Genomic DNA, 18,276 nt, shown 5'->3' with positions numbered 1-18,276 from the left:
CACGGATTATTTGGTCGCCTGCTGGCGCAGCACCTGCAGGCAGTGACGCAGTTCTTCATCCATCGGCGCTTCGATGCGCATCGTTTCGCCGGTGGACGGATGCTCGAAGCGCAGCGCCGCAGCGTGCAGGAACAGCCGCTTCAGGCCGGTACCCGCCAGCTGACGATCGAACTCGCGGTCGCCATAGCGATCGTCAAAAGCGATCGGATGCCCGGCATGCAGCGTGTGCACGCGGATCTGGTGAGTACGCCCGGTTATCGGGCTGGCCTTCACCAGGGTGGCGAATTCGTAGCGCTCCTCCACCTTGAAGCGGGTTTCCGAAGGCTTGCCTTCGCTGTTGACGCGCACGATACGTTCGCCGCTTTGCAGAATGTTTTTCAGCAGCGGCGCCTGTACGGCCTTGCAGTGGGACTGCCATTGGCCGCGCACCAGCGCCAGATAATCTTTCTGCATGCCTTTCAACCGCAGCTGTTCATGCAGCGAACGCAGCGCCGAACGCTTCTTGGCGACCAGCAGCACGCCGGAGGTGTCGCGATCCAGGCGATGCACCAGCTCCAGGAAGCGGGCTTCCGGGCGCAGCGCGCGCAGCCCTTCAATCACGCCGAAGCTCAGGCCGCTGCCGCCGTGCACCGCGGTGCCGGAAGGTTTGTTGAGGATCAGCAGGTGGTCGTCTTCATACAGGATGCAGTCTGCCAATGCGGCCACTTTATCCAGCTTCGCCGACACCGGCGCCTCTTCGCGCTCGGCTACGCGCACCGGTGGTACGCGCACCACGTCGCCGGCCGCCAATTTGTATTCGACCTTGATGCGCCCTTTGTTAACCCGCACCTCGCCTTTACGCACGATGCGATAAATCATGCTCTTCGGCACGCCTTTCAGGCGAGCGAGCAGAAAGTTGTCGATTCTCTGACCGGCTTCGTCGTCGGAAATCGTGATGAATTGTACTGCTGGATTGTTCGTTTTCATGGTGCGGGATTCTAAATAGAGCGCGTGAATAGCGCCACATCTTTTTCTGTGCTTAACTGTCTCTCTGACGGCGGGCGAAACCCCAGCGGACAATAAGGCAGCAAGCCGATTTGAACGTTTGCGATTTCTTCCGCAGTTAAGGAAAAGTCACCTTGCTATAACGGCATCAGCAGTGGAATAATGCAGTCACTTTCCGCGTTGATTCTCGTTAAACAGGGAAAACGGTGGAATTATAAAATTTGTCTGATTGCGCAAAAACGCAGCAATGGCGTAAGACGTAATGCGAAATCAAACAATTAGCGGGCTGCGGGTTGCAGCTTGGCCGGCAAATGGAATCAGATCTGTCGACGTAAATCAGAGGCTATTCCCCTAGTAAAAGTGCTGTCTTTCACAAAGAAAAGCAGGCTTACCGAGATAATGCGCCCCTATGCAGGCGACAACCGTGAGGTTGACGGCTTTGCGAGAAGACACGGGGCTTTCGGTTTAACTCCGGCCATGAGGTTATTTTGCCCGCAGCTTTGTCGATAATGTAAAAATAACGAGTAAGTTAAGATGAAAAGAATGTTGATTAACGCAACTCAGCAGGAAGAGTTGCGTGTTGCCCTCGTAGATGGACAGCGGCTGTATGATTTGGATATCGAAAGTCCGGGTCATGAGCAGAAAAAAGCGAATATTTACAAAGGCAAAATCACCCGCATTGAACCAAGTCTTGAAGCAGCGTTCGTGGACTACGGCGCAGAACGACATGGTTTCCTCCCTCTTAAAGAAATCGCCCGCGAATACTTCCCTAGCAATTACTCTTCCCATGGCCGCCCGAACATCAAAGATGTGCTGCGCGAAGGCCAGGAAGTCATCGTTCAGGTAGACAAAGAAGAACGTGGCAACAAAGGCGCCGCCTTGACCACCTTCATCAGCCTGGCGGGCAGCTATCTGGTGCTGATGCCGAACAACCCGCGCGCCGGCGGTATTTCTCGCCGCATCGAGGGTGACGATCGTACCGAGCTGAAAGAAGCGCTCTCTTCGCTGCAACTGCCAGACGGCATGGGCCTGATCGTTCGCACCGCGGGCGTAGGCAAATCCGCCGACGCGCTGCAGTGGGATCTCTCCTTCCGTCTGAAGCACTGGGAAGCGATTAAAAAAGCCGCCGAAGGCCGCCCTGCACCGTTCCTGATCCACCAGGAAAGCAACGTTATCGTGCGTGCCTTCCGCGATTACCTGCGCCCGGACATCGGCGAAATCCTGATCGACAACCCGAAAATTCTCGATCTGGCCAAAGAGCACATCGCTGCGCTGGGCCGCCCGGATTTCAGCAGCAAAATCAAACTGTACAGCGGTGAAATTCCTCTGTTCAGCCACTATCAGATCGAATCGCAGATCGAATCCGCCTTCCAGCGCGAAGTGCGCCTGCCGTCCGGCGGCTCGATCGTCATCGACAGTACCGAAGCGCTGACCGCCATCGACATCAACTCCGCACGCGCAACCCGCGGCGGCGATATCGAAGAGACGGCGTTCAACACCAACCTGGAAGCGGCGGACGAGATCGCTCGCCAGCTGCGCCTGCGCGACCTCGGCGGCCTGATCGTCATCGACTTCATCGACATGACGCCGGTACGCCACCAGCGCGAAGTGGAAAACCGCTTGCGCGACGCCGTGCGTCAAGACCGCGCGCGCATCCAAATCGGCCGCATCTCCCGCTTCGGCCTGCTGGAAATGTCACGCCAGCGCCTCAGCCCGTCGCTGGGTGAGTCCAGCCACCACGTGTGCCCACGCTGTAACGGCACCGGTACCATCCGCGACAACGAATCGCTGGCGCTGTCCATCCTGCGCCTGATCGAAGAAGAAGCGCTGAAGGAAAACACCAAAGAAGTTCACGCTATCGTGCCGGTTCAGGTCGCTTCGTACCTGCTGAACGAAAAGCGCGAATCCGTCAGCGCGATCGAAAAACGTCAGGGTGGCGTGAAAGCCGTCATCGTGCCGAACGATGAAATGCAAACCCCGCACTACTCGGTGCTGCGCGTGCGCAAGGGCGAGGAAACCTCTACCCTCAGCTACCTGCTGCCGAAACTGCACGAAGAAGACATGGAGCGTCCGCTGGAAGATGCGCCGATGGAACGCAAGCGTCCGGAGCAACCGGCCCTGGCTTCCTTCTCCCTGTCCGCCGATGTGCCGCCGCCGGCTGAAGAACCCGTCGCCGTTGCCAAACCTGTCGCTGCAGCCGCCAAGACTAAAGCCGCAGCGCCGGCCGCCGCTAAACCGGGCTTCCTGGGCCGCCTGTTCGGTGGTCTGAAGAACTTGTTCGCCGGTGAAGAACAACCTGCCGTCGAAGAAGCCAAACCGGCCGAAACGCCGAAGGCGGAAGGCAACGGTGAGAACCGTCGTCAGGATCGTCGCGGTCAGCGCCGTCAAGGCACCGGCCGTAAAGAGCGCGGTGAGCGTAGCGACCGTGGCGATCGCCCGGAACGCGGCGAGCGTAAAGAGCGCGGTGAAGGCCGTGACAATCGCGAGCGCGATAACCGTGAACCGCGTGAGAACCGTGAAGGCCGTGAATCGCGTGAATCCCGCGATGAACAGCGCCGTAACCGCCGCAACCAGCAGCAGAACACGCCGGTAGCGGAGGAAACCGCTTCGGAAGAAGGTGCTAAAGCGCCGCGCGAAGATCAGCAGCAACGCCGTGAGCAGCGTGCTGAACGCCAGCGTCGTCGTCAGGAAGAGAAACGTCAGGCTCAGCAGGAAGTGAAAGCGCTGGAAAGCGTTGACGCAGTCGAGAGTACCGACGAAGAGCAGGAAGAGCGCCAGCAGCAGAACATGCAGCGCCGTCAGCGCCGCCCTCTGTCGCAGAAAGTGCGTATCCTGTCTGCGGAAGAAGAGCTGCAGCGTGCAGCGGAAGAGCTGTTGGCGCCGAAAGCGCCGGTAGCGAAAGCCGAAGACGCGCAGCCGACCGCCGACGATAGCGTCAAGCTGTTGCCGGAAACCGTTGCCGCACAGCAGGAAGACGATGCCCAGGGCGAAAGCCGCGGCAACGGCGAAGGCATGCCGCGTCGTTCCCGTCGTTCACCGCGTCACCTGCGCGTCAGCGGCCAGCGTCGCCGTCGTTACCGCGATGAGCGTTACCCGCTGCAATCCCCAATGCCGTTGGCGGGCGCGTTCGCTTCGCCGGAAATGGCATCAGGCAAAGTATGGGTAAGCTACCCGGTCGCTCAGGTTGAAGAAGCCGAAGTGCAAACCGAAGCCGTAGAGCAGGCGCCGGTTGTCGCCGCAGCGGTTGAACAGCACAGCGTTACCGTGGAAGACACTCAGACCGCGGCCAGCGTCAACGGACCGGCACCCGAAGCCGCCGTTGAAACTGCTAGCGTTACCGTAACGGGAGAAGCTGCAGTCGTAGCACCGGTTGTAGCCACTCCGGCCGAGGAAATCCCGGCGCCGGTGGAAACCGCCCCGGCAACTGTTGCAGTTGAACAGCCGAAAGTGGAAGAGACTGCCCCTGCAGTGGAAGCCGAGCCGGTAGCTGAAACCATAGCTGTAGAGCCAGTGGTTGAACCTGTGCCAACGGAAGACGAGCCTGTGGTCGAAGTTGCACCGGTGGTAGAAGCCACGCCAGCGGAAGAAACGCCAGTGGTAGAAGCCGCACCTGCGGCAGCCTCCGTGGAAGTTGCTCCGGTCGAAAAAGCCCCAGCGCCAATCGCCGCAGAACCTGCACCTGCAGTTGCGCAGCAGCCGGCGCCGGTGAAAGCCGTGCAGGACGCGCTGTACAAACACATCGCCACTGCGCCGATGACTAAAGCGCCTGCGCCAGCCTACGTGCCGGAAGAACGCAAGCACAGCAACTGGCAGCGCCCTTCCTTCAACTTTGAAGGCAAAGGTTCAGCCGGTGGTCACTCGGCAGTGAGCCAGGCCACCGCGCCTGCCACAAAGCCGCAGCCGGTTAACGAATAAGTTAATCTGCAACCCTAAAAAAACCCGCCATCGGCGGGTTTTTTCTTGCCTGTAAAAAGCTCAGGCGATCTTTTTCAGTTTCTTGATGTCCAGAACATCCAACTTGCCGTCAAGTCGACTGACGAACTGCTGAAAATGCGCCGTCTCATTATGCTTATCCAGCGCTTCGCTGCTGGCCCAACGCTCAAAGAACACGAAGGTGCCCGGCTTTTCCAGATCGCGATGCAAATCATATTGCAGGTTGCCCAGCTCCTGGCGGCTCGGCTCGAGAATGTCGTGCACCGCTTCACTGACTGCGGCCTCAAATCCCGCTTTCGCTTGCAGGGTGGCGATAACGCGTACTTCCATTGTTTTCTCCCTTTCCACTTGATGAAAGTCGACGGTATTGGCGTCGGCATCGTTGAAATCCTTGTCACTATGCGCCTGCTGCGCCGTTGATTTCAACTTGTCGCCAACAAACAGATGCATCTGCGGCACTTTCCGCTTATCCTTACACCCCGGCGTGAATAAACCCATTATTCGCTTTTCATTAGACGTATTTGACCGCCGGAGCCTAGCTAGATGACCGCACAACCTCAAGTTCTGAAAATCCGCCGCCCAGACGACTGGCATATCCACCTGCGTGACGATGAGATGCTGAAAACGGTGGTGCCCTATACCAGCCAGGTATTTGGCCGGGCGATCGTGATGCCGAACCTGGTTCCGCCCGTGACGACCGTGGCCGCCGCACGCGCCTACCGCGATCGCATTCTGGCGGCGGTGCCGCAGGGTCACAACTTCACTCCGCTGATGACCTGTTACCTGACCAACTCTCTGGCGGCCAGTGAACTGGTCAGCGGTTTCGAGCAAGGGGTGTTTACCGCCGCCAAGCTGTATCCGGCCAACGCCACCACCAACTCCAGCCACGGCGTCAGCGACGTGACCGGCATTTACCCACTGTTCGAGCAAATGCAAAAAATCGGCATGCCTTTGCTTATCCACGGCGAAGTGACCGATCCTGCCGTGGATATCTTCGACCGCGAGGCGCGCTTTATCGAACAGGTGATGGAGCCTATCCGCCGTCACTTCCCGGAACTGAAAATCGTCTTCGAGCACATCACCACCAAAGAAGCGGCACAGTACGTGCAGGCAGGCAACCGTTTCCTCGGCGCCACCATCACGCCGCAACACCTGATGTTCAACCGCAACCACATGCTGGTCGGCGGCATTCGCCCACACCTGTTCTGCCTACCGATCCTCAAGCGCAACGTCCATCAGGAAGCGCTGCGTCAGGCGGTTGCCAGCGGCTCGGACCGTTTCTTCCTCGGCACCGACTCCGCGCCGCACCTCAAGCATCGCAAAGAGTCCAGCTGCGGCTGTGCCGGCTGCTTCAATGCGCCGAATGCCATCCCGGCTTACGCAGCGGTCTTCGAACAGCTCGGCGCACTGGAGCACTTCGAGGCTTTCTGCTCGCTCAACGGCCCACGCTTCTATGGCCTGCCGCTCAACGAAGACTTCATCGAACTGCAGCGCGTGCCAACCACCCAGCCGGAAGAGATTACCCTCGGCAATGAATCCGTGATCCCCTTCCTGGCGGGTGAAACCCTGAACTGGTCGCTGAAAGACTGATATTTTTGCATCGCCCTCTTGCCCTCGCACTCGGTTAACTGTATAAATAAACAGTAAATCGCTTCGGGGGCAATTATGCGTGTTGAAGTCACTCTAGATAAAACCCGGCCGCTGCCGTCGGGCGCCATTGAGGCGCTGACCGGTGAACTGGGCAAACGGGTCAATCGCCAGTTTCCAGACGCCGTCGTTCATGTACGTTATGCCGGCGCCAACGGGCTCTCCGTGCTGGGGGGCGCCAAAACCGATCGGGATCTGATCGAGGAAATCCTTCAGGAAACCTGGGAAAGCGCGGACGAATGGTTTAGCGCAGAATAACACTGCAATGCTGTTTTTGCCGGGGGTCGCTCTCCGGCTTTTTTGTTTCTGGCGCCCTGCCCATTCATCGCTTACCCTTACTCTGAAACAAAATCTGCCTCAGCGCTGTATTTAACGCAAAGGAGTAAGCATGGCCCCGGACAAGGTGAAATCCGAAGACGCAATGACGTTTGGCGAACTGCTGGCGCTGATTGCCGATCAGAAAAGGCGCTTGAACGTACTGGAAGTAGCTTTCTCTTATCTGGCCTTCAGCCTGGATGACAAAGCCAACCAACGGCTGATCCACAGCCTGAAGCTGGAATCGCACAGCCAGAATCGTGATGCCGAAACGCAAAAGCATTTCGCCCATTTGGCCGAAGAGCTGGAAAAATGTCTGCATGGTGCATCGCCACCTGCCGACGCGGAATAACGCGCTGCGCTTGACTCGTCCACTGCTGCACCTGCAAATTTGTAGAATAATTGTTCAAATAAATATTTATTTTGCAAATTTCGGTGACAACCCCCTCCACCGATGAAAGCGGATGCGTATACTGTAATTGCTCTCATGATGATGAGCCGCATTGATCCTCGTTAGTCACTCACGGTAGTTACTACTCAATAAGGGGTCTTTATGGACAGAAATGATGAAGTAATTCAGACGCACCCGCTTGTCGGTTGGGATATCAGTACTGTCGACGTTTACGACGCCATGATGATACGCCTTCATTACCTGTCTTCACTAGACCAAACGCCCGAAGAAGCCCAAGTAGACCGAACGCTTTGGCTGACTACAGATGTCGCCCGTCAATTAATCAATATCTTAGAAGCCGGCATCGCCAAGATTGAAGCTACGGATTACCAGGATCTTGATCGCAGAAAACATTGATTTATCGTCTCCTAACCTCTAAGGCGCCGTGACCATTCCCGGCGCCTTTTTCTTTGCCTTTCATCGTTCAATCAGTGCATTGCGCCCGCCAACCTTTTATCATGGGGCGATAAGAAATCGCTATCAGAGAGGGTGGGTACGTGGAATATGATTTGATTGTGGTGGGCAGCGGTTCCGTCGGCGCAGCGGCAGGCTATTACGCCACGCGGGCCGGCTTGAAAGTGCTGATGATCGACAGCGCCATTCCCCCGCACCGCACCGGCAGCCATCACGGCGATACCCGCATCATCCGTCACGCTTACGGCGAAGGTGAAAAGTACGTGCCGCTGGTGCTGCGCGCCCAGGCGTTGTGGAATGCGCTGATTCAACAATCCGGCGAGGAACTGTTCCAGTCGTGCGGCGTCCTCAATTTGGGGCCGCAGCACTCCGACTTCATTCGCAATGCTCAGCAGAGCGCGCAAACATTCCGCCTGAACGCGCAAACCCTCAGCGCCGAACAGATCGCTCAACGCTGGCCGGAATTCCGGGCCCCGGAAGGTTATGTCGGCGTGTTCGAGCCCGACGCCGGCTTCCTGCATGCTGAGCTGGCGATAGCCACTCTGATCAAGCTGGCAAAAGAAGCCGGCTGCAGCCAGTTGTTCAACTGCCCGGTCAGCGCGGTGGAGCCTATCGAGGGCGGCGTTGAGGTCATCACCGGCGAAGGGCGTTTCACGGCGCGAAAAGCGGTGATCACCGCCGGTACCTGGGTCAAAGCGCTGTTGCCGCAGTTACCCGTCGCGCCACTGCGCAAAGTCTTCTCCTGGCATCAGGCAGATGGCCGCTACAGCGTGAACAATCGTTTCCCGGCCTTTACCGTCGAAGCGCAAGACGGCACGCACTATTACGGTTTCCCGGCGGATAACGACGGCCTGAAAGTAGGCAAGCACGACGGCGGCCAGCCGATGGATGCCCCCGAGCAGCGCAAACCCTTCGGCAGCTACGCCAGCGACGGCACGGAAGTTTTCTCCTTCCTGCGGCAATTTTTACCGGGTGTAGGCGTATGTTTACACGGCGAAGCCTGCAGTTATGATATGAGCCCCGACGAAGACTTTATTATCGATACGCTGCCGGATTGCGATCGCCTGATGGTCATCAGCGGATTGAGCGGCCACGGCTTCAAGTTCGCCAGCGCGTTGGGTGAGATTGCCGCGCTGTTCGCGCAGGACAAAGCGCCGCCGGTCGACGTCTCCAGCTTTGGTCTGAAACGATTTAGCTAAGCGAAGGATTTCTCTGTCCAGGTTGCCGTCGTGCCCTGGACAGAGAAATTTAGCGGTTACAATTTATTAACCTGCTAACTCTTTTAAATACCAAGTAAAAATCCTGATAACGGAAATTTCTTATATTCAGCATTTGAATTTCCGAATTGAACACTTGCAGTGTAAGTCCTATTTTACAGAAGATATGCTCCATCGGCTTTCAACAAGGACGTCACCATGAAACTACTTGTCGTGGACGAATGCTGCTTCACCCGGGTCGGTATAGCCAGCTACTTTGCTGATAGTGGGATTACGACGATCAAGTGCTGCCACAGCATTGAATACGCTACGCCGCTGTTGGCCAGCTTTCAGCCGAGCCACATTCTGGTGAACCTCAGCAACCAGTGCCGTTATAACGAAGCAGACGCGCAGCTGCTGGCGTTTATGGAAGCCAGCCAGTCTGCCTTGCTGTTTATCTATCTCGATACGCCTTACCCTTACAGCGAAACGCCAATGCGCATCGCCGATAACGCCTTTCTGTTCAATAAAAGCATTCTGCCACTCACTTTACGCACGCTGCGCGAAAATCCGCTGGCACTGGCCGATGACGGCGAAGAGCGTTCCTTGTTCAGTCCGCAGGAACTGACGGTGATGAAATATTGGATGGCGGAGATGCCCAACTACCGCATCGCGAAAAAGCTGCAAATCAGCTCGCATACGGTGTACGTGCACAAGCGTCACATCACGGAGAAGATCAACGCGCGCAACCGGCTGGAGTTCTACTCGCTGTATAACGTGCTGCGCTATTTCTACCCGCCGAGCACGCCAACAAATTCGACGCCGCTGGCGCTGCTGGCCGTGTAACCTCAAGCCTGCGATAACGCAGGCTTTTTTATCGCCTCTCTTCCCGCACTCACGCGCGGCGCGCTGTAAAAGACGCCGAGAAAAGGACTATAATCAAAGGTCCCTTTCTTCAGGCAGCTGAAATGTTAAACCGAATACTGGCGGCTATCGTCAACAACGTGCGTGAGCACCTGGTGCTGTACCTGTGTCTGTGGCTAGTGCTGCTGGCGTTGGATGTCTATTTCTTCTTCGTCATGTAATCCATGCCGCCGTTATTTCCCCGATTGAGCTTCAACCGCTTCGGCGATCCCGCCCAGGTGCTAGAATTGCAGCAGATGAGCAGACCGCTGCTGCGCCCCGGACAGCGGTTATTGCAGATGCGCTATGCCCCGATCAACCCTTCCGATCTGATCCCGATCCACGGCCAATACGCGCACCGCATCGCCCTTCCTCAGGTGCCGGGATATGAAGGCGTGGGCGTCGTCGTCAACCCGCAGAATGGGCATTCAACGGGCCGCCGCGCGCTGGCGGTAGCGGGTAACGGCAGTTGGCAAACGTTCGTCACGCTGCCTGAAGATCGGGTGATCTGGGTGCCGGACGACATCGACGACGCCTGCGCAGCGCAAATCTATATCAACCCGCTCACCTGTTGGGTGCTGTTGACGCAATGGCTGCCGCTCAACGCCGGCGACTTACTGCTGCTCAACGGCGGCGGTTCCGCCGTTAGCCTGCTGTTGGCGCAGATGACGGCGCTGCGCGGCATTCGTCTGGCGGTCGTGGTGCGCAACACCGCTCATCGCCAGGCGTTACTGGCCGCCGGCGCCTGTCGCGTTATCGAAGCACCGCAGCTGGTGGAAATGACGAATTTTGGCGCCCGTGCGGCCATCGACTGCATCGGCGGCGAAGACGGATTGCAGTTGGCGCGGGCGGTCCGCACCGGCGGCGATTTTGTGGCGCTGGGCCTGCTTAGCGGCCGCCAGGTAGACTGGCGGCGCGTGGTGGACGAGTTAAAGCTGCGGGCTTCGCTGTTCCACTTGCGCAAATGGAACGCACAGGCGGCACCGGCGCAATGGCAGACGGCGTTTTATCAGTTATTCCAGCTGTTGCGACGCGGCCAGCTGGCGCTGCGCCCACCCGCCGCGATTTATCCTTTGCGTCAGTACGCAGCGGCGCTGTACCACGCCGCCCAGCCCGGCGTGAATGGCAAAATATTCCTCACTCCGGCGCCGCCGGAGGCTGGCGCGGCGGGCGACCGTCCCCCAGGATAACCGCCAGCCGATAGCCGCCTTCGGTAGTCTCCAGCGCGATGCGCGCCACGATCGTCAGCGGCACCGACAGCAGCATGCCTACCGGGCCGAGCAGCCAGCCCCAGAAGATCAGCGACAGGAACACCACCAGCGTCGACAGCCCCAGCCCGCGCCCCATCACGCGCGGCTCGAGGATATTGCCGATCACCATGTTGACAGCGATAAAGCCACCCGCCACCACCAGCGCATCACCCAATCCGTTGAACAACAGCGCCTGAATCAGCGGCGGAATGGCGGCCAATACCGAGCCAATGTTGGGTATGTAGTTAAGCAGAAACGCCAGCAGCGCCCAGATAAAGGCAAAACGCACGCCGACCGCCGCCAGGAAGATCCAGACGATCACCCCGGTGGCCAGGCTGATGATGGTTTTAATCACCAGATAACGCGTCACGCCGTCCAGCGCCCGCCGCACCGCGGCGAGCCCCTCGTTCGGCTTATCCAGCGCCTGCTGCAGCTTATACGGCAGCAGCTGCACTTCGAACAGCATAAACACCACGGTCATCAGCAGCAGGAAGACATTGGTCATGGCGCCAGACAGGTGCCCCAGCATGCGGGTGACCAGATTCATCGCCGCGCTGGGATCGACATACTGCAGCATCGCTTCGCTGGAGAGACTGATATTGAAGCGATCGGCGTAATGCTGCAGCTCGCGCAGCTTCTCGATCATCATGCCGCGGTACTGGGGCAGCGAGCGGGCGAACTCGTTCAGCGAAGCACCCAGCATGCCGATAAACAGCATCACGACCACGATCACCGCCGTCACCAGCAGCGTCACCCCGACGATACGCGGCACTCGTCGGCGTTCCAGCATCGCCACCAGCGGGTTCAGCACCATGGCGAGGAACACCGCCAGCAAAAACGGCACCACGATGTCGGCGGCGGCTTTCACCCCGGCCAAAATGATCACCAACATCGCCAGCAGGACGGCCAGACGCAGGCTACTGTCGGTCACACGGGTTCGGCCCATGACGTTTCCTTGTTATTTCACTGGGTTAACCGGCCACCAAGAGCCGACTCTTGGCGCTAATGGTAGCAAAGTCCACCGTCACGCCGCAGAGGATTTCGCCTAACCGTTCGAAAAAATTAATCTTTCCGCCCTGCTCTTTGCCGCAAGAAATAGGCATAACGTTTGCCAACAAATAATTCCACCGAGCAACTCATGGACGATTTACGTAAAATGACAAAAGCTGACATTAATAGATAATAAGCCTAATTTTCAACAACTAGCACGACCGCCCCATGAGGGAAATAATATCATCTTCAACGATTTATCTGATGAAGCCCGAACATCTCAAACAAATTCACTGACTAATATTTCTAAGAAGTAACATAGTTAAATTTATTATTGATTTTATGTTTCCTAAAGTTTAATTATTGCAGCCAGCCAATCGGTAATCGAAGGAAACAGGATGCTCTGGAAAAATACCGCCGATCGTTTCGGCCATGTGTCAGTGTTAATCCACTGGCTGGTGGCGCTGACGGTGTACGGCATGTTCGCACTCGGTCTGTGGATGGTTACGCTGGGCTATTACGACGTCTGGTACCATCAGGCGCCGGAGATCCACAAAAGCATCGGCACGCTGCTGTTCATCGTGATGGTGATCCGCGTGATCTGGCGCTTTGTCTCGCCGCCACCCAAGCCGCTGGCCAGCTATGGTCGCCTCACTCGCGTCAGCGCTATTCTCGCGCATCTGGCGCTGTATGCCGTGCTGTTCGGCATTCTGATCAGCGGCTATCTGATCTCGACCGCCGACGGCCAACCGATCAGCGTATTCGGCTGGTTCGACGTGCCCGCCACCGTCACCGGCATGGCGGAACAGGCCGACACCGCCGGCGCCATACACCTTTACCTGGCCTGGGCCGTGGTAGTGCTTTCGGTACTGCACGGGCTGGCCGCGCTTAAACATCACTTTATCGATCGTGATGTCACTTTGAAACGGATGCTGGGTAGCAGCGCCGATTAACCTTTGGATTTATGGAGATTGCTATGTTGAAAAAGACCGTATTGGGCCTGACCGCAGGCGCCCTGCTGCTGAGCGCCGGTTCCGCACTGGCGGCGGACTACAAGATCGACAAACAGGGCCAGCACGCCTTTATCGAGTTCCGCATCCAGCACCTGGGCTACAGCTGGCTGTATGGCAGCTTTAAAGACTTCGATGGCGGCTTCACCTTCGACGAAAAAGATCCGTCCAAGGACAAGGTCAACGTGACCATCAATACCGCCAGCGTCGACACCAACCACGCCGAGCGCGACAAGCACCTGCGCAGCGCCGAGTTCCTCAACGTGGAGAAGAACAAGCAAGCCAAGTTTGAATCCACCGAAGTGAAGAAAAGCGGCGACGGTTATGCGGTGGTCGGCAACCTGACGCTGAACGGCGTGACCAAGCCCGTTACGCTGGACGCCAAACTGATTGGCCAGGGCAACGATCCGTGGGGCGGCTACCGCGCCGGCTTTGAGGCCAACGGTAAGATCAAGCTGAAAGATTTCGGCATCACCACCGATCTGGGCCCGGCGTCGCAAGACGTTGAGCTGATCATCTCCGTAGAAGGCGTACGCGAGAAATAAATAAAAAAAAGCCCGGGTTGGCGGCCGGGCTTCTCATTTCCTCAGGCTCAGCGGGCTGGGCCTTCTTCTTCCGGTGCCGGAATGTGCATCGTAGTCTGCAACAAGCCTTTTGACTTATTGAAGATCTTGACGCCGTTTTCACGGCCGGCACGGCGCGCGCGTTGCTCTTCGCGCGGCAGCTTCAGCTCTTCGCGGCAAATCTCGCTACAGCACCCTTCAAATTTGGCGGCGCAGCTCGGGCACTGAATGAACAGCAGATGGCAACCGTCGTTCTTGCAGTTGGTATGGGTGTCGCACGGCGCTCCACACTGGTGGCAGTTGGCGATCACATCGTCGGAGATGCGCTCACCCATACGCTCATCGAACACGAAGTTTTTGCCGATAAACTTCAGCGGCAACCCCTGTTCTTTCGCTTTGCGGGTGTACTCGATAATCCCGCCTTCCACGTGGTAGATGTTTTTAAAGCCTTTGTGCAGCATATAGGCGCTGGCTTTTTCACAGCGAATGCCGCCGGTGCAATACATGACAATATTCTTGTCTTTACTGTCCTGCAGCATCTCCACCGCCATCGGCAGCTGATCGCGGAAGGTATCCGACGGCACCTCAATGGCGTTTTCGAAATGGCCGACTTCGTACTCATAGTGGTTGCGCATATCGACGAATACCGTATTCGGATCGTCTATCATCTGATTGACGCGATCGGCCTGCAGATACTCGCCGACGTTGCTTGGGTCGAAGCTCTCGTCATCGATGCCGTCGGCCACGATGCGCTCACGCACCTTGAGGCGTAGTACCCAGAAGGATTTGCCATCGTCTTCGAGCGCAATATTCAGGCGTACCTGATCCAGCGCCGGGTGCGAGGCGAACAGCGCGGCTTTGAACGCGTCGAAGTGATGCTGCGGTACGCTGATCTGCGCGTTGATGCCCTCTTTGGCCACATAGATGCGGCCAAACACCTTCAGTTTCTCAAACTGAACGTACAGGCTGTCGCGAAACGCTTTAGGATCGTCGATAGAGAAGTATTTGTAAAAAGAAACTGTGGTGCGCGGCTCGGTTTCCGCCAGCATGCGCGCCTTCAGTTCCTCATTAGAAATTCGGTTATGTAACACTGGCATGGTGTACTTTCCTGTCTTTCGGGAGGTGACTGATTATCGCGCGCCGCCTGCCGGCCCGCGCGCGGCGCATATCATACCCGAAAAACCGCCGCCGCGCAGCCCTGGCGCCAGCGCCCCGTTCAGTGTCCGTCGCCTTCGGTAAACGCAGAAGCCACTATGCCGAGCGCCATCATCACGCCGGCGAGCGCCAATATCGCGTTCACCTGCAGATGCGCGCCAACGCTGCCGACCGTCGCGCCCAAAACCAGCAGCCCCGCACTGATCCATGGTGCCAAAATATTTACCCTCTGAATAATTACCAGTAATAATATCGCCATTATCTTTGGCAGGAAAGATTGTGGAAAAATTCGGCATTCGATGCATATTTAACGCCCAAAGAGGGATTTTAATGCGTTGTGTTTTCCCGGATCGCCAGAAAAATGCCACAATAGTCGCAAACAAACGGCAGAAACGAACCTTGCCGCCGAGCTCACCCGGCTGCCAGACCATGCGATGACTCTGTCATTACACTTAAACAACCGTATTCAAACAGAGAACCCATGACTCAAGTTCCTACTTTCAATCGTTCCTTATTGCATCCGCGCTATTGGCTGACCTGGGTCGGCATCGGCTTGCTGTACCTGCTGGTGTTGCTGCCTTACCCCGTCATCTACTGGCTCGGCACCTCGATTGGGCGATTTTCCATGCGCTTTCTCAAGCGACGCGTCGCTATCGCCCAACGCAACCTCGAGCTCTGTTTTCCCGACATGCCGCAGGCCGAACGCGATGCGCTGGTGGTAAAGAATTTCGAATCGGTCGGCATGGGGCTGTTTGAAACCGGCATGGCGTGGTTCTGGCCCAACTGGCGCATCGAGCGCTGGTTCAAGGTCAGTGGCCTGGAGCACATCCAACAAGCGCGCGACAACCAGCAGGGCGTGTTGCTGATTGGCCTGCACTTTTTGACGCTGGAGCTGGGCGCGCGCATCTTCGGCATTCACAACCCGGGCATCGGCGTTTACCGCCCGCACGACAACAAGCTGATGGACTGGCTGCAAACCTGGGGCCGCATGCGTTCCAACAAATCGATGCTGGACCGCAAAGACATCAAAGGCATGATCCGCGCCCTGAAACAGGGTGATATCATCTGGTATGCGCCGGATCACGACTACGGCCCGCGCAGCAGCGTTTTCGTGCCGCTGTTCGCGGTGGACAAAGCCGCCACCACCACCGGCAGCTACGTGCTGGTGCGGATGGGCAAACCGGCGATCGTTCCGTTCACCCCGCGCCGCCTGCCGGACGGCAAAGGGTATGAGCTGATCATGCAACCGGCGGTGGAAAACTTCCCGCTGGATAACGAACTCGAGGCCGCCGCCTTCATGAATAAGGTGGTGGAAAAAGAGATCCTGATGGCGCCGGACCAATATATGTGGCTGCATCGCCGCTTCAAGACCCGCCCGGAAGGCGAGCCTTCGCTCTACTGATCAAGCCAACCCGCCACCGGCGGGTTTTTTATTGCGCGCCTCTTGAGAATCGACGGCGAGGGTGGGATGGTAAAGCCTTTGCCGCCCACCCTGGAGCCGTTATGTACATTGTCAGCCTGACCTACCATCGCCCGATCGCCGACGTCGACAGCCACCTTGACGGGCACATCGCCTGGCTTAAGAAATATTTTCAGGATGGCACCTTCGTCGCCTCCGGCCGCAAGAATCCCCGCACCGGCGGCGTGATCCTGGCCAAGGGCATTGAGCGTGCTCGGTTGGACGCCATCCTGGCCGAAGATCCCTTCAACGCCGTAGCCCACTACGAGGTCACCGACTTTAGCGCCACCACCACCGCCGCCGGTTTCGAGGCGCTGACCGGACTATAAAACGCTGTAAATTCCGCGCGCTAAGCGCGGAATAAGGTTTAAACGTCATTTTTAAAACTTTATTTCATTTTTCGCCCAATCTTTGTCCCCTCGTTTGCCGTCGCCGCGCTTGCGGCGCATACTTACCAGGCTAACTTTCACGTTTTGCCCCTTCATCTTGCCGCTGGCAAAACGCGTCACCTTTCGGCAGTGGACATTTATGGCTTCGGCAGCAGAACCCGTTAACTGGAAACGCAACCTTTTCGTCGCCTGGCTGGGATGTTTTCTCACCGGCGCCGCCTTCAGCCTGGTGATGCCGTTTCTGCCGCTGTACGTAGAGACGCTGGGCGTTACCGGCCATCAGGCGCTCAACATGTGGTCCGGTCTGCTGTTCAGCATCACCTTCCTGTTTTCCGCTATCGCCGCGCCGTTCTGGGGCGCCCTGGCAGACCGACGCGGCCGCAAACTGATGCTGCTGCGTTCAGCGCTCGGTATGGCGATCGTCATGGCGCTGATGGGCATGGCGCAAACGGTCTGGGAGTTTCTCGCGCTGCGTGCGGTGCTGGGGCTGCTCGGCGGGTTCATTCCCAACGCCAACGCGCTGATCGCCACCCAGGTGCCGCGCAACCGCAGCGGCTGGGCGCTCGGCACCCTGTCTACCGGCGGCGTCGGCGGTGCGCTGATAGGCCCATTGATCGGCGGTTTGTTAGCCGATCTGTACGGCCTGCGCCCGGTGTTTTATATCACCGCCGCAGTGTTATTCGTCTGCTTCGTACTGACGCTGCTGTATGTCAAAGAACAATTTACCCCGGTGCAAAAACGCGACATGTTGCACGCAAAACAGGTGTTCGCCTCGCTGAAGAACCCGAAACTGGTGCTCAGCCTGTTTGTCACCACCATGATCATCCAGATCGCCACCGGCTCGATTGCGCCGATCCTGACGCTGTATGTGCGCGATCTGGCCGGCGCCACCCACAATCTGGCGTTTATCAGCGGGCTTATCGCCTCAGTGCCCGGCGTCGCGGCATTGATGAGCGCCCCGCGGCTGGGCAAGCTGGGCGATCGCATTGGCCCGGAACGCATTCTGGTATTTATGCTGATCGTCTCGGTGCTGTTACTGATCCCGATGGCGTTCGTGCAGACGCCGTGGCAGCTCGGGGTACTGCGTTTTCTGCTGGGGGCGGCCGACGGCGCGTTGCTGCCGGCGGTACAGACGTTGTTGATTTACAACTGCACCAATCAGGTGGCCGGCCGTATTTTCAGCTACAACCAGTCGTTCCGCGATGTTGGCAACGTCAGCGGCCCGCTGCTCGGCGCCGCAATCTCCGCCGGCTACGGTTTTCGCGCGGTCTTCGCGGTCACCGCGCTGGTGGTGCTGTTCAACGCCGGTTATTCCTGGTGGTGTCTGCGGCGACGGCCGGGCTATAGGCGGGAAGACACGCTGCAGGAAGAGTCATAGCTGCATTTATCGCCACTTTCCGCCGTTGGTCAGATCAACGGCGCGTTTCCCCTACTTTTAATAATGCTTCCTTCAGGCCTGTGAACTTTCGCCCCGCTCAGAACATTCTTATCTCAACATCTTGTTTATCAACAATTAATTAACTTTCAGCGCATAAAACCCGCTGTCAATCATATTCCTGTCATAACCAACAGAAAAACCAGAAAAGGAGATGCTTGTCGACTTTTCGTCTAAAAAAT

19 protein-coding genes are annotated in these 18,276 nt (G+C 57.5%); 14 read left to right on the top strand and 5 right to left on the bottom strand.

What is annotated here, in order from left to right; all coding sequences use genetic code 11:
- Nucleotides 1–6: 6 nt before the first annotated feature.
- On the bottom strand, nt 7–966 hold the full coding sequence (gene rluC, locus ACMGGW_RS07795) for a 23S rRNA pseudouridine(955/2504/2580) synthase RluC (protein ID WP_043141713.1): 960 nt from the start codon (nt 964–966) through the stop codon (nt 7–9).
- Nucleotides 967–1,518: 552 nt separating this feature from the next.
- On the opposite strand from rluC, the gene rne reads away from it, so the two are divergent.
- On the top strand, nt 1,519–4,899 hold the full coding sequence (rne, locus tag ACMGGW_RS07790; RefSeq protein ID WP_049295374.1) for a ribonuclease E: 3,381 nt from the start codon (nt 1,519–1,521) through the stop codon (nt 4,897–4,899).
- A 60-nt stretch (nt 4,900–4,959) separates the two neighbouring features.
- On the opposite strand, the gene ACMGGW_RS07785 is transcribed toward rne, so the two are convergent.
- Complete coding sequence (locus ACMGGW_RS07785) at nt 4,960–5,247, bottom strand: putative quinol monooxygenase (RefSeq protein WP_025302406.1); 288 nt, start codon at nt 5,245–5,247, stop codon at nt 4,960–4,962.
- 213 nt (nt 5,248–5,460) lie between these two features.
- On the opposite strand from ACMGGW_RS07785, the gene pyrC reads away from it, so the two are divergent.
- From pyrC to ACMGGW_RS07745, 8 genes are all read left to right on the top strand, one after another.
- Complete coding sequence (gene pyrC / locus ACMGGW_RS07780; RefSeq protein WP_043141719.1) at nt 5,461–6,507, top strand: dihydroorotase; 1,047 nt, start codon at nt 5,461–5,463, stop codon at nt 6,505–6,507.
- Between the two features lie 75 nt (nt 6,508–6,582).
- Complete coding sequence (gene dinI / locus ACMGGW_RS07775; protein ID WP_043141722.1) at nt 6,583–6,822, top strand: DNA damage-inducible protein I; 240 nt, start codon at nt 6,583–6,585, stop codon at nt 6,820–6,822.
- A gap of 130 nt (nt 6,823–6,952) precedes the next feature.
- Nucleotides 6,953–7,231 (top strand): hypothetical protein, encoded by a 279-nt coding sequence (locus tag ACMGGW_RS07770; protein ID WP_004927809.1) that lies wholly within the window; start codon nt 6,953–6,955, stop codon nt 7,229–7,231.
- Nucleotides 7,232–7,432: 201 nt separating this feature from the next.
- The gene (bssS, locus tag ACMGGW_RS07765; protein WP_004927812.1) at nt 7,433–7,687 is read left to right on the top strand and encodes a biofilm formation regulator BssS; all 255 of its coding nucleotides are present in this window, start codon (nt 7,433–7,435) and stop codon (nt 7,685–7,687) included.
- A 140-nt stretch (nt 7,688–7,827) separates the two neighbouring features.
- Entirely contained in the window at nt 7,828–8,943 is a 1,116-nt protein-coding gene (solA, locus tag ACMGGW_RS07760; RefSeq protein ID WP_049208444.1) for an N-methyl-L-tryptophan oxidase, read from the top strand.
- A gap of 216 nt (nt 8,944–9,159) precedes the next feature.
- A complete protein-coding gene (locus ACMGGW_RS07755) occupies nt 9,160–9,786 on the top strand; it encodes a LuxR C-terminal-related transcriptional regulator (protein WP_025302402.1) in 627 nt (208 codons plus the stop codon).
- Nucleotides 9,787–9,908: 122 nt separating this feature from the next.
- Complete coding sequence (locus ACMGGW_RS07750) at nt 9,909–10,025, top strand: DUF2770 family protein (RefSeq protein ID WP_004927822.1); 117 nt, start codon at nt 9,909–9,911, stop codon at nt 10,023–10,025.
- A 75-nt stretch (nt 10,026–10,100) separates the two neighbouring features.
- Nucleotides 10,101–11,033, top strand: a complete 933-nt coding sequence (locus tag ACMGGW_RS07745; protein WP_420279305.1) for a zinc-dependent alcohol dehydrogenase family protein — start codon at nt 10,101–10,103, stop codon at nt 11,031–11,033.
- Here ACMGGW_RS07745 and ACMGGW_RS07740 read toward each other — a convergent pair.
- The gene (locus ACMGGW_RS07740; protein ID WP_197758958.1) at nt 10,981–12,039 is read right to left on the bottom strand and encodes an AI-2E family transporter; all 1,059 of its coding nucleotides are present in this window, start codon (nt 12,037–12,039) and stop codon (nt 10,981–10,983) included. The two genes, ACMGGW_RS07745 and ACMGGW_RS07740, sit on opposite strands and share 53 nt — an antisense overlap.
- A gap of 442 nt (nt 12,040–12,481) precedes the next feature.
- Between ACMGGW_RS07740 and ACMGGW_RS07735 the strand changes: the two genes are divergently transcribed.
- Together ACMGGW_RS07735 and ACMGGW_RS07730 are read left to right on the top strand one after the other, a co-directional pair.
- A complete protein-coding gene (locus ACMGGW_RS07735; RefSeq protein ID WP_004927830.1) occupies nt 12,482–13,036 on the top strand; it encodes a cytochrome b in 555 nt (184 codons plus the stop codon).
- A gap of 23 nt (nt 13,037–13,059) precedes the next feature.
- Nucleotides 13,060–13,638 carry a YceI family protein gene (locus tag ACMGGW_RS07730; protein ID WP_016928208.1) on the top strand — a complete coding sequence of 193 codons (579 nt, stop codon included), beginning with the start codon at nt 13,060–13,062 and terminating at the stop codon, nt 13,636–13,638.
- Nucleotides 13,639–13,685: 47 nt separating this feature from the next.
- Here the strand turns inward: ACMGGW_RS07730 and ACMGGW_RS07725 are convergent, their stop codons facing one another.
- Both ACMGGW_RS07725 and ACMGGW_RS07720 read right to left on the bottom strand, forming a co-directional pair.
- Nucleotides 13,686–14,753 carry a rhodanese-related sulfurtransferase gene (locus tag ACMGGW_RS07725; protein WP_025302399.1) on the bottom strand — a complete coding sequence of 356 codons (1,068 nt, stop codon included), beginning with the start codon at nt 14,751–14,753 and terminating at the stop codon, nt 13,686–13,688.
- A 119-nt stretch (nt 14,754–14,872) separates the two neighbouring features.
- A complete protein-coding gene (locus tag ACMGGW_RS07720; protein ID WP_225735595.1) occupies nt 14,873–15,028 on the bottom strand; it encodes a histidine kinase in 156 nt (51 codons plus the stop codon).
- A gap of 264 nt (nt 15,029–15,292) precedes the next feature.
- Here ACMGGW_RS07720 and ACMGGW_RS07715 point away from each other — a divergent pair, with 264 nt between their 5' ends.
- From ACMGGW_RS07715 to mdtG, 3 genes are all read left to right on the top strand, one after another.
- Entirely contained in the window at nt 15,293–16,213 is a 921-nt protein-coding gene (locus ACMGGW_RS07715) for a Kdo(2)-lipid IV(A) acyltransferase (RefSeq protein ID WP_025302397.1), read from the top strand.
- 101 nt (nt 16,214–16,314) lie between these two features.
- On the top strand, nt 16,315–16,599 hold the full coding sequence (locus ACMGGW_RS07710) for a YciI family protein (protein WP_047026300.1): 285 nt from the start codon (nt 16,315–16,317) through the stop codon (nt 16,597–16,599).
- Nucleotides 16,600–16,798: 199 nt separating this feature from the next.
- A complete protein-coding gene (gene mdtG, locus ACMGGW_RS07705) occupies nt 16,799–18,037 on the top strand; it encodes a multidrug efflux MFS transporter MdtG (RefSeq protein ID WP_025302395.1) in 1,239 nt (412 codons plus the stop codon).
- The last annotated feature ends 239 nt before the right edge of the window (nt 18,038–18,276 follow it).

The sequence above is a fragment of the Serratia sp. BNK-4 genome, from assembly GCF_048685115.1.
Classification (GTDB): Bacteria; Pseudomonadota; Gammaproteobacteria; order Enterobacterales; family Enterobacteriaceae; genus Serratia; species Serratia bockelmannii.
The sequence above is the reverse complement of the archived record's forward strand: the minus strand, read 5'-3'. Positions and strand labels throughout refer to the sequence as shown.

Bases quoted from the DNA above. Each gene is read 5' to 3' on its own strand.
- rluC (WP_043141713.1), bottom strand. From the start codon at position 966: ATGAAAACGAACAATCCAGCAGTACAATTCATCACGATTTCCGACGAC.
- rne (WP_049295374.1), top strand. From the start codon at position 1,519: ATGAAAAGAATGTTGATTAACGCAACTCAGCAGGAAGAGTTGCGTGTT.
- ACMGGW_RS07785 (WP_025302406.1), bottom strand. From the start codon at position 5,247: ATGGAAGTACGCGTTATCGCCACCCTGCAAGCGAAAGCGGGATTTGAG.
- pyrC (WP_043141719.1), top strand. From the start codon at position 5,461: ATGACCGCACAACCTCAAGTTCTGAAAATCCGCCGCCCAGACGACTGG.
- dinI (WP_043141722.1), top strand. From the start codon at position 6,583: ATGCGTGTTGAAGTCACTCTAGATAAAACCCGGCCGCTGCCGTCGGGC.
- ACMGGW_RS07770 (WP_004927809.1), top strand. From the start codon at position 6,953: ATGGCCCCGGACAAGGTGAAATCCGAAGACGCAATGACGTTTGGCGAA.
- bssS (WP_004927812.1), top strand. From the start codon at position 7,433: ATGGACAGAAATGATGAAGTAATTCAGACGCACCCGCTTGTCGGTTGG.
- ACMGGW_RS07755 (WP_025302402.1), top strand. From the start codon at position 9,160: ATGAAACTACTTGTCGTGGACGAATGCTGCTTCACCCGGGTCGGTATA.
- ACMGGW_RS07750 (WP_004927822.1), top strand. From the start codon at position 9,909: ATGTTAAACCGAATACTGGCGGCTATCGTCAACAACGTGCGTGAGCAC.
- ACMGGW_RS07745 (WP_420279305.1), top strand. From the start codon at position 10,101: ATGAGCAGACCGCTGCTGCGCCCCGGACAGCGGTTATTGCAGATGCGC.
- ACMGGW_RS07740 (WP_197758958.1), bottom strand. From the start codon at position 12,039: ATGGGCCGAACCCGTGTGACCGACAGTAGCCTGCGTCTGGCCGTCCTG.
- ACMGGW_RS07735 (WP_004927830.1), top strand. From the start codon at position 12,482: ATGCTCTGGAAAAATACCGCCGATCGTTTCGGCCATGTGTCAGTGTTA.
- ACMGGW_RS07730 (WP_016928208.1), top strand. From the start codon at position 13,060: ATGTTGAAAAAGACCGTATTGGGCCTGACCGCAGGCGCCCTGCTGCTG.
- ACMGGW_RS07725 (WP_025302399.1), bottom strand. From the start codon at position 14,753: ATGCCAGTGTTACATAACCGAATTTCTAATGAGGAACTGAAGGCGCGC.
- ACMGGW_RS07715 (WP_025302397.1), top strand. From the start codon at position 15,293: ATGACTCAAGTTCCTACTTTCAATCGTTCCTTATTGCATCCGCGCTAT.
- ACMGGW_RS07710 (WP_047026300.1), top strand. From the start codon at position 16,315: ATGTACATTGTCAGCCTGACCTACCATCGCCCGATCGCCGACGTCGAC.
- mdtG (WP_025302395.1), top strand. From the start codon at position 16,799: ATGGCTTCGGCAGCAGAACCCGTTAACTGGAAACGCAACCTTTTCGTC.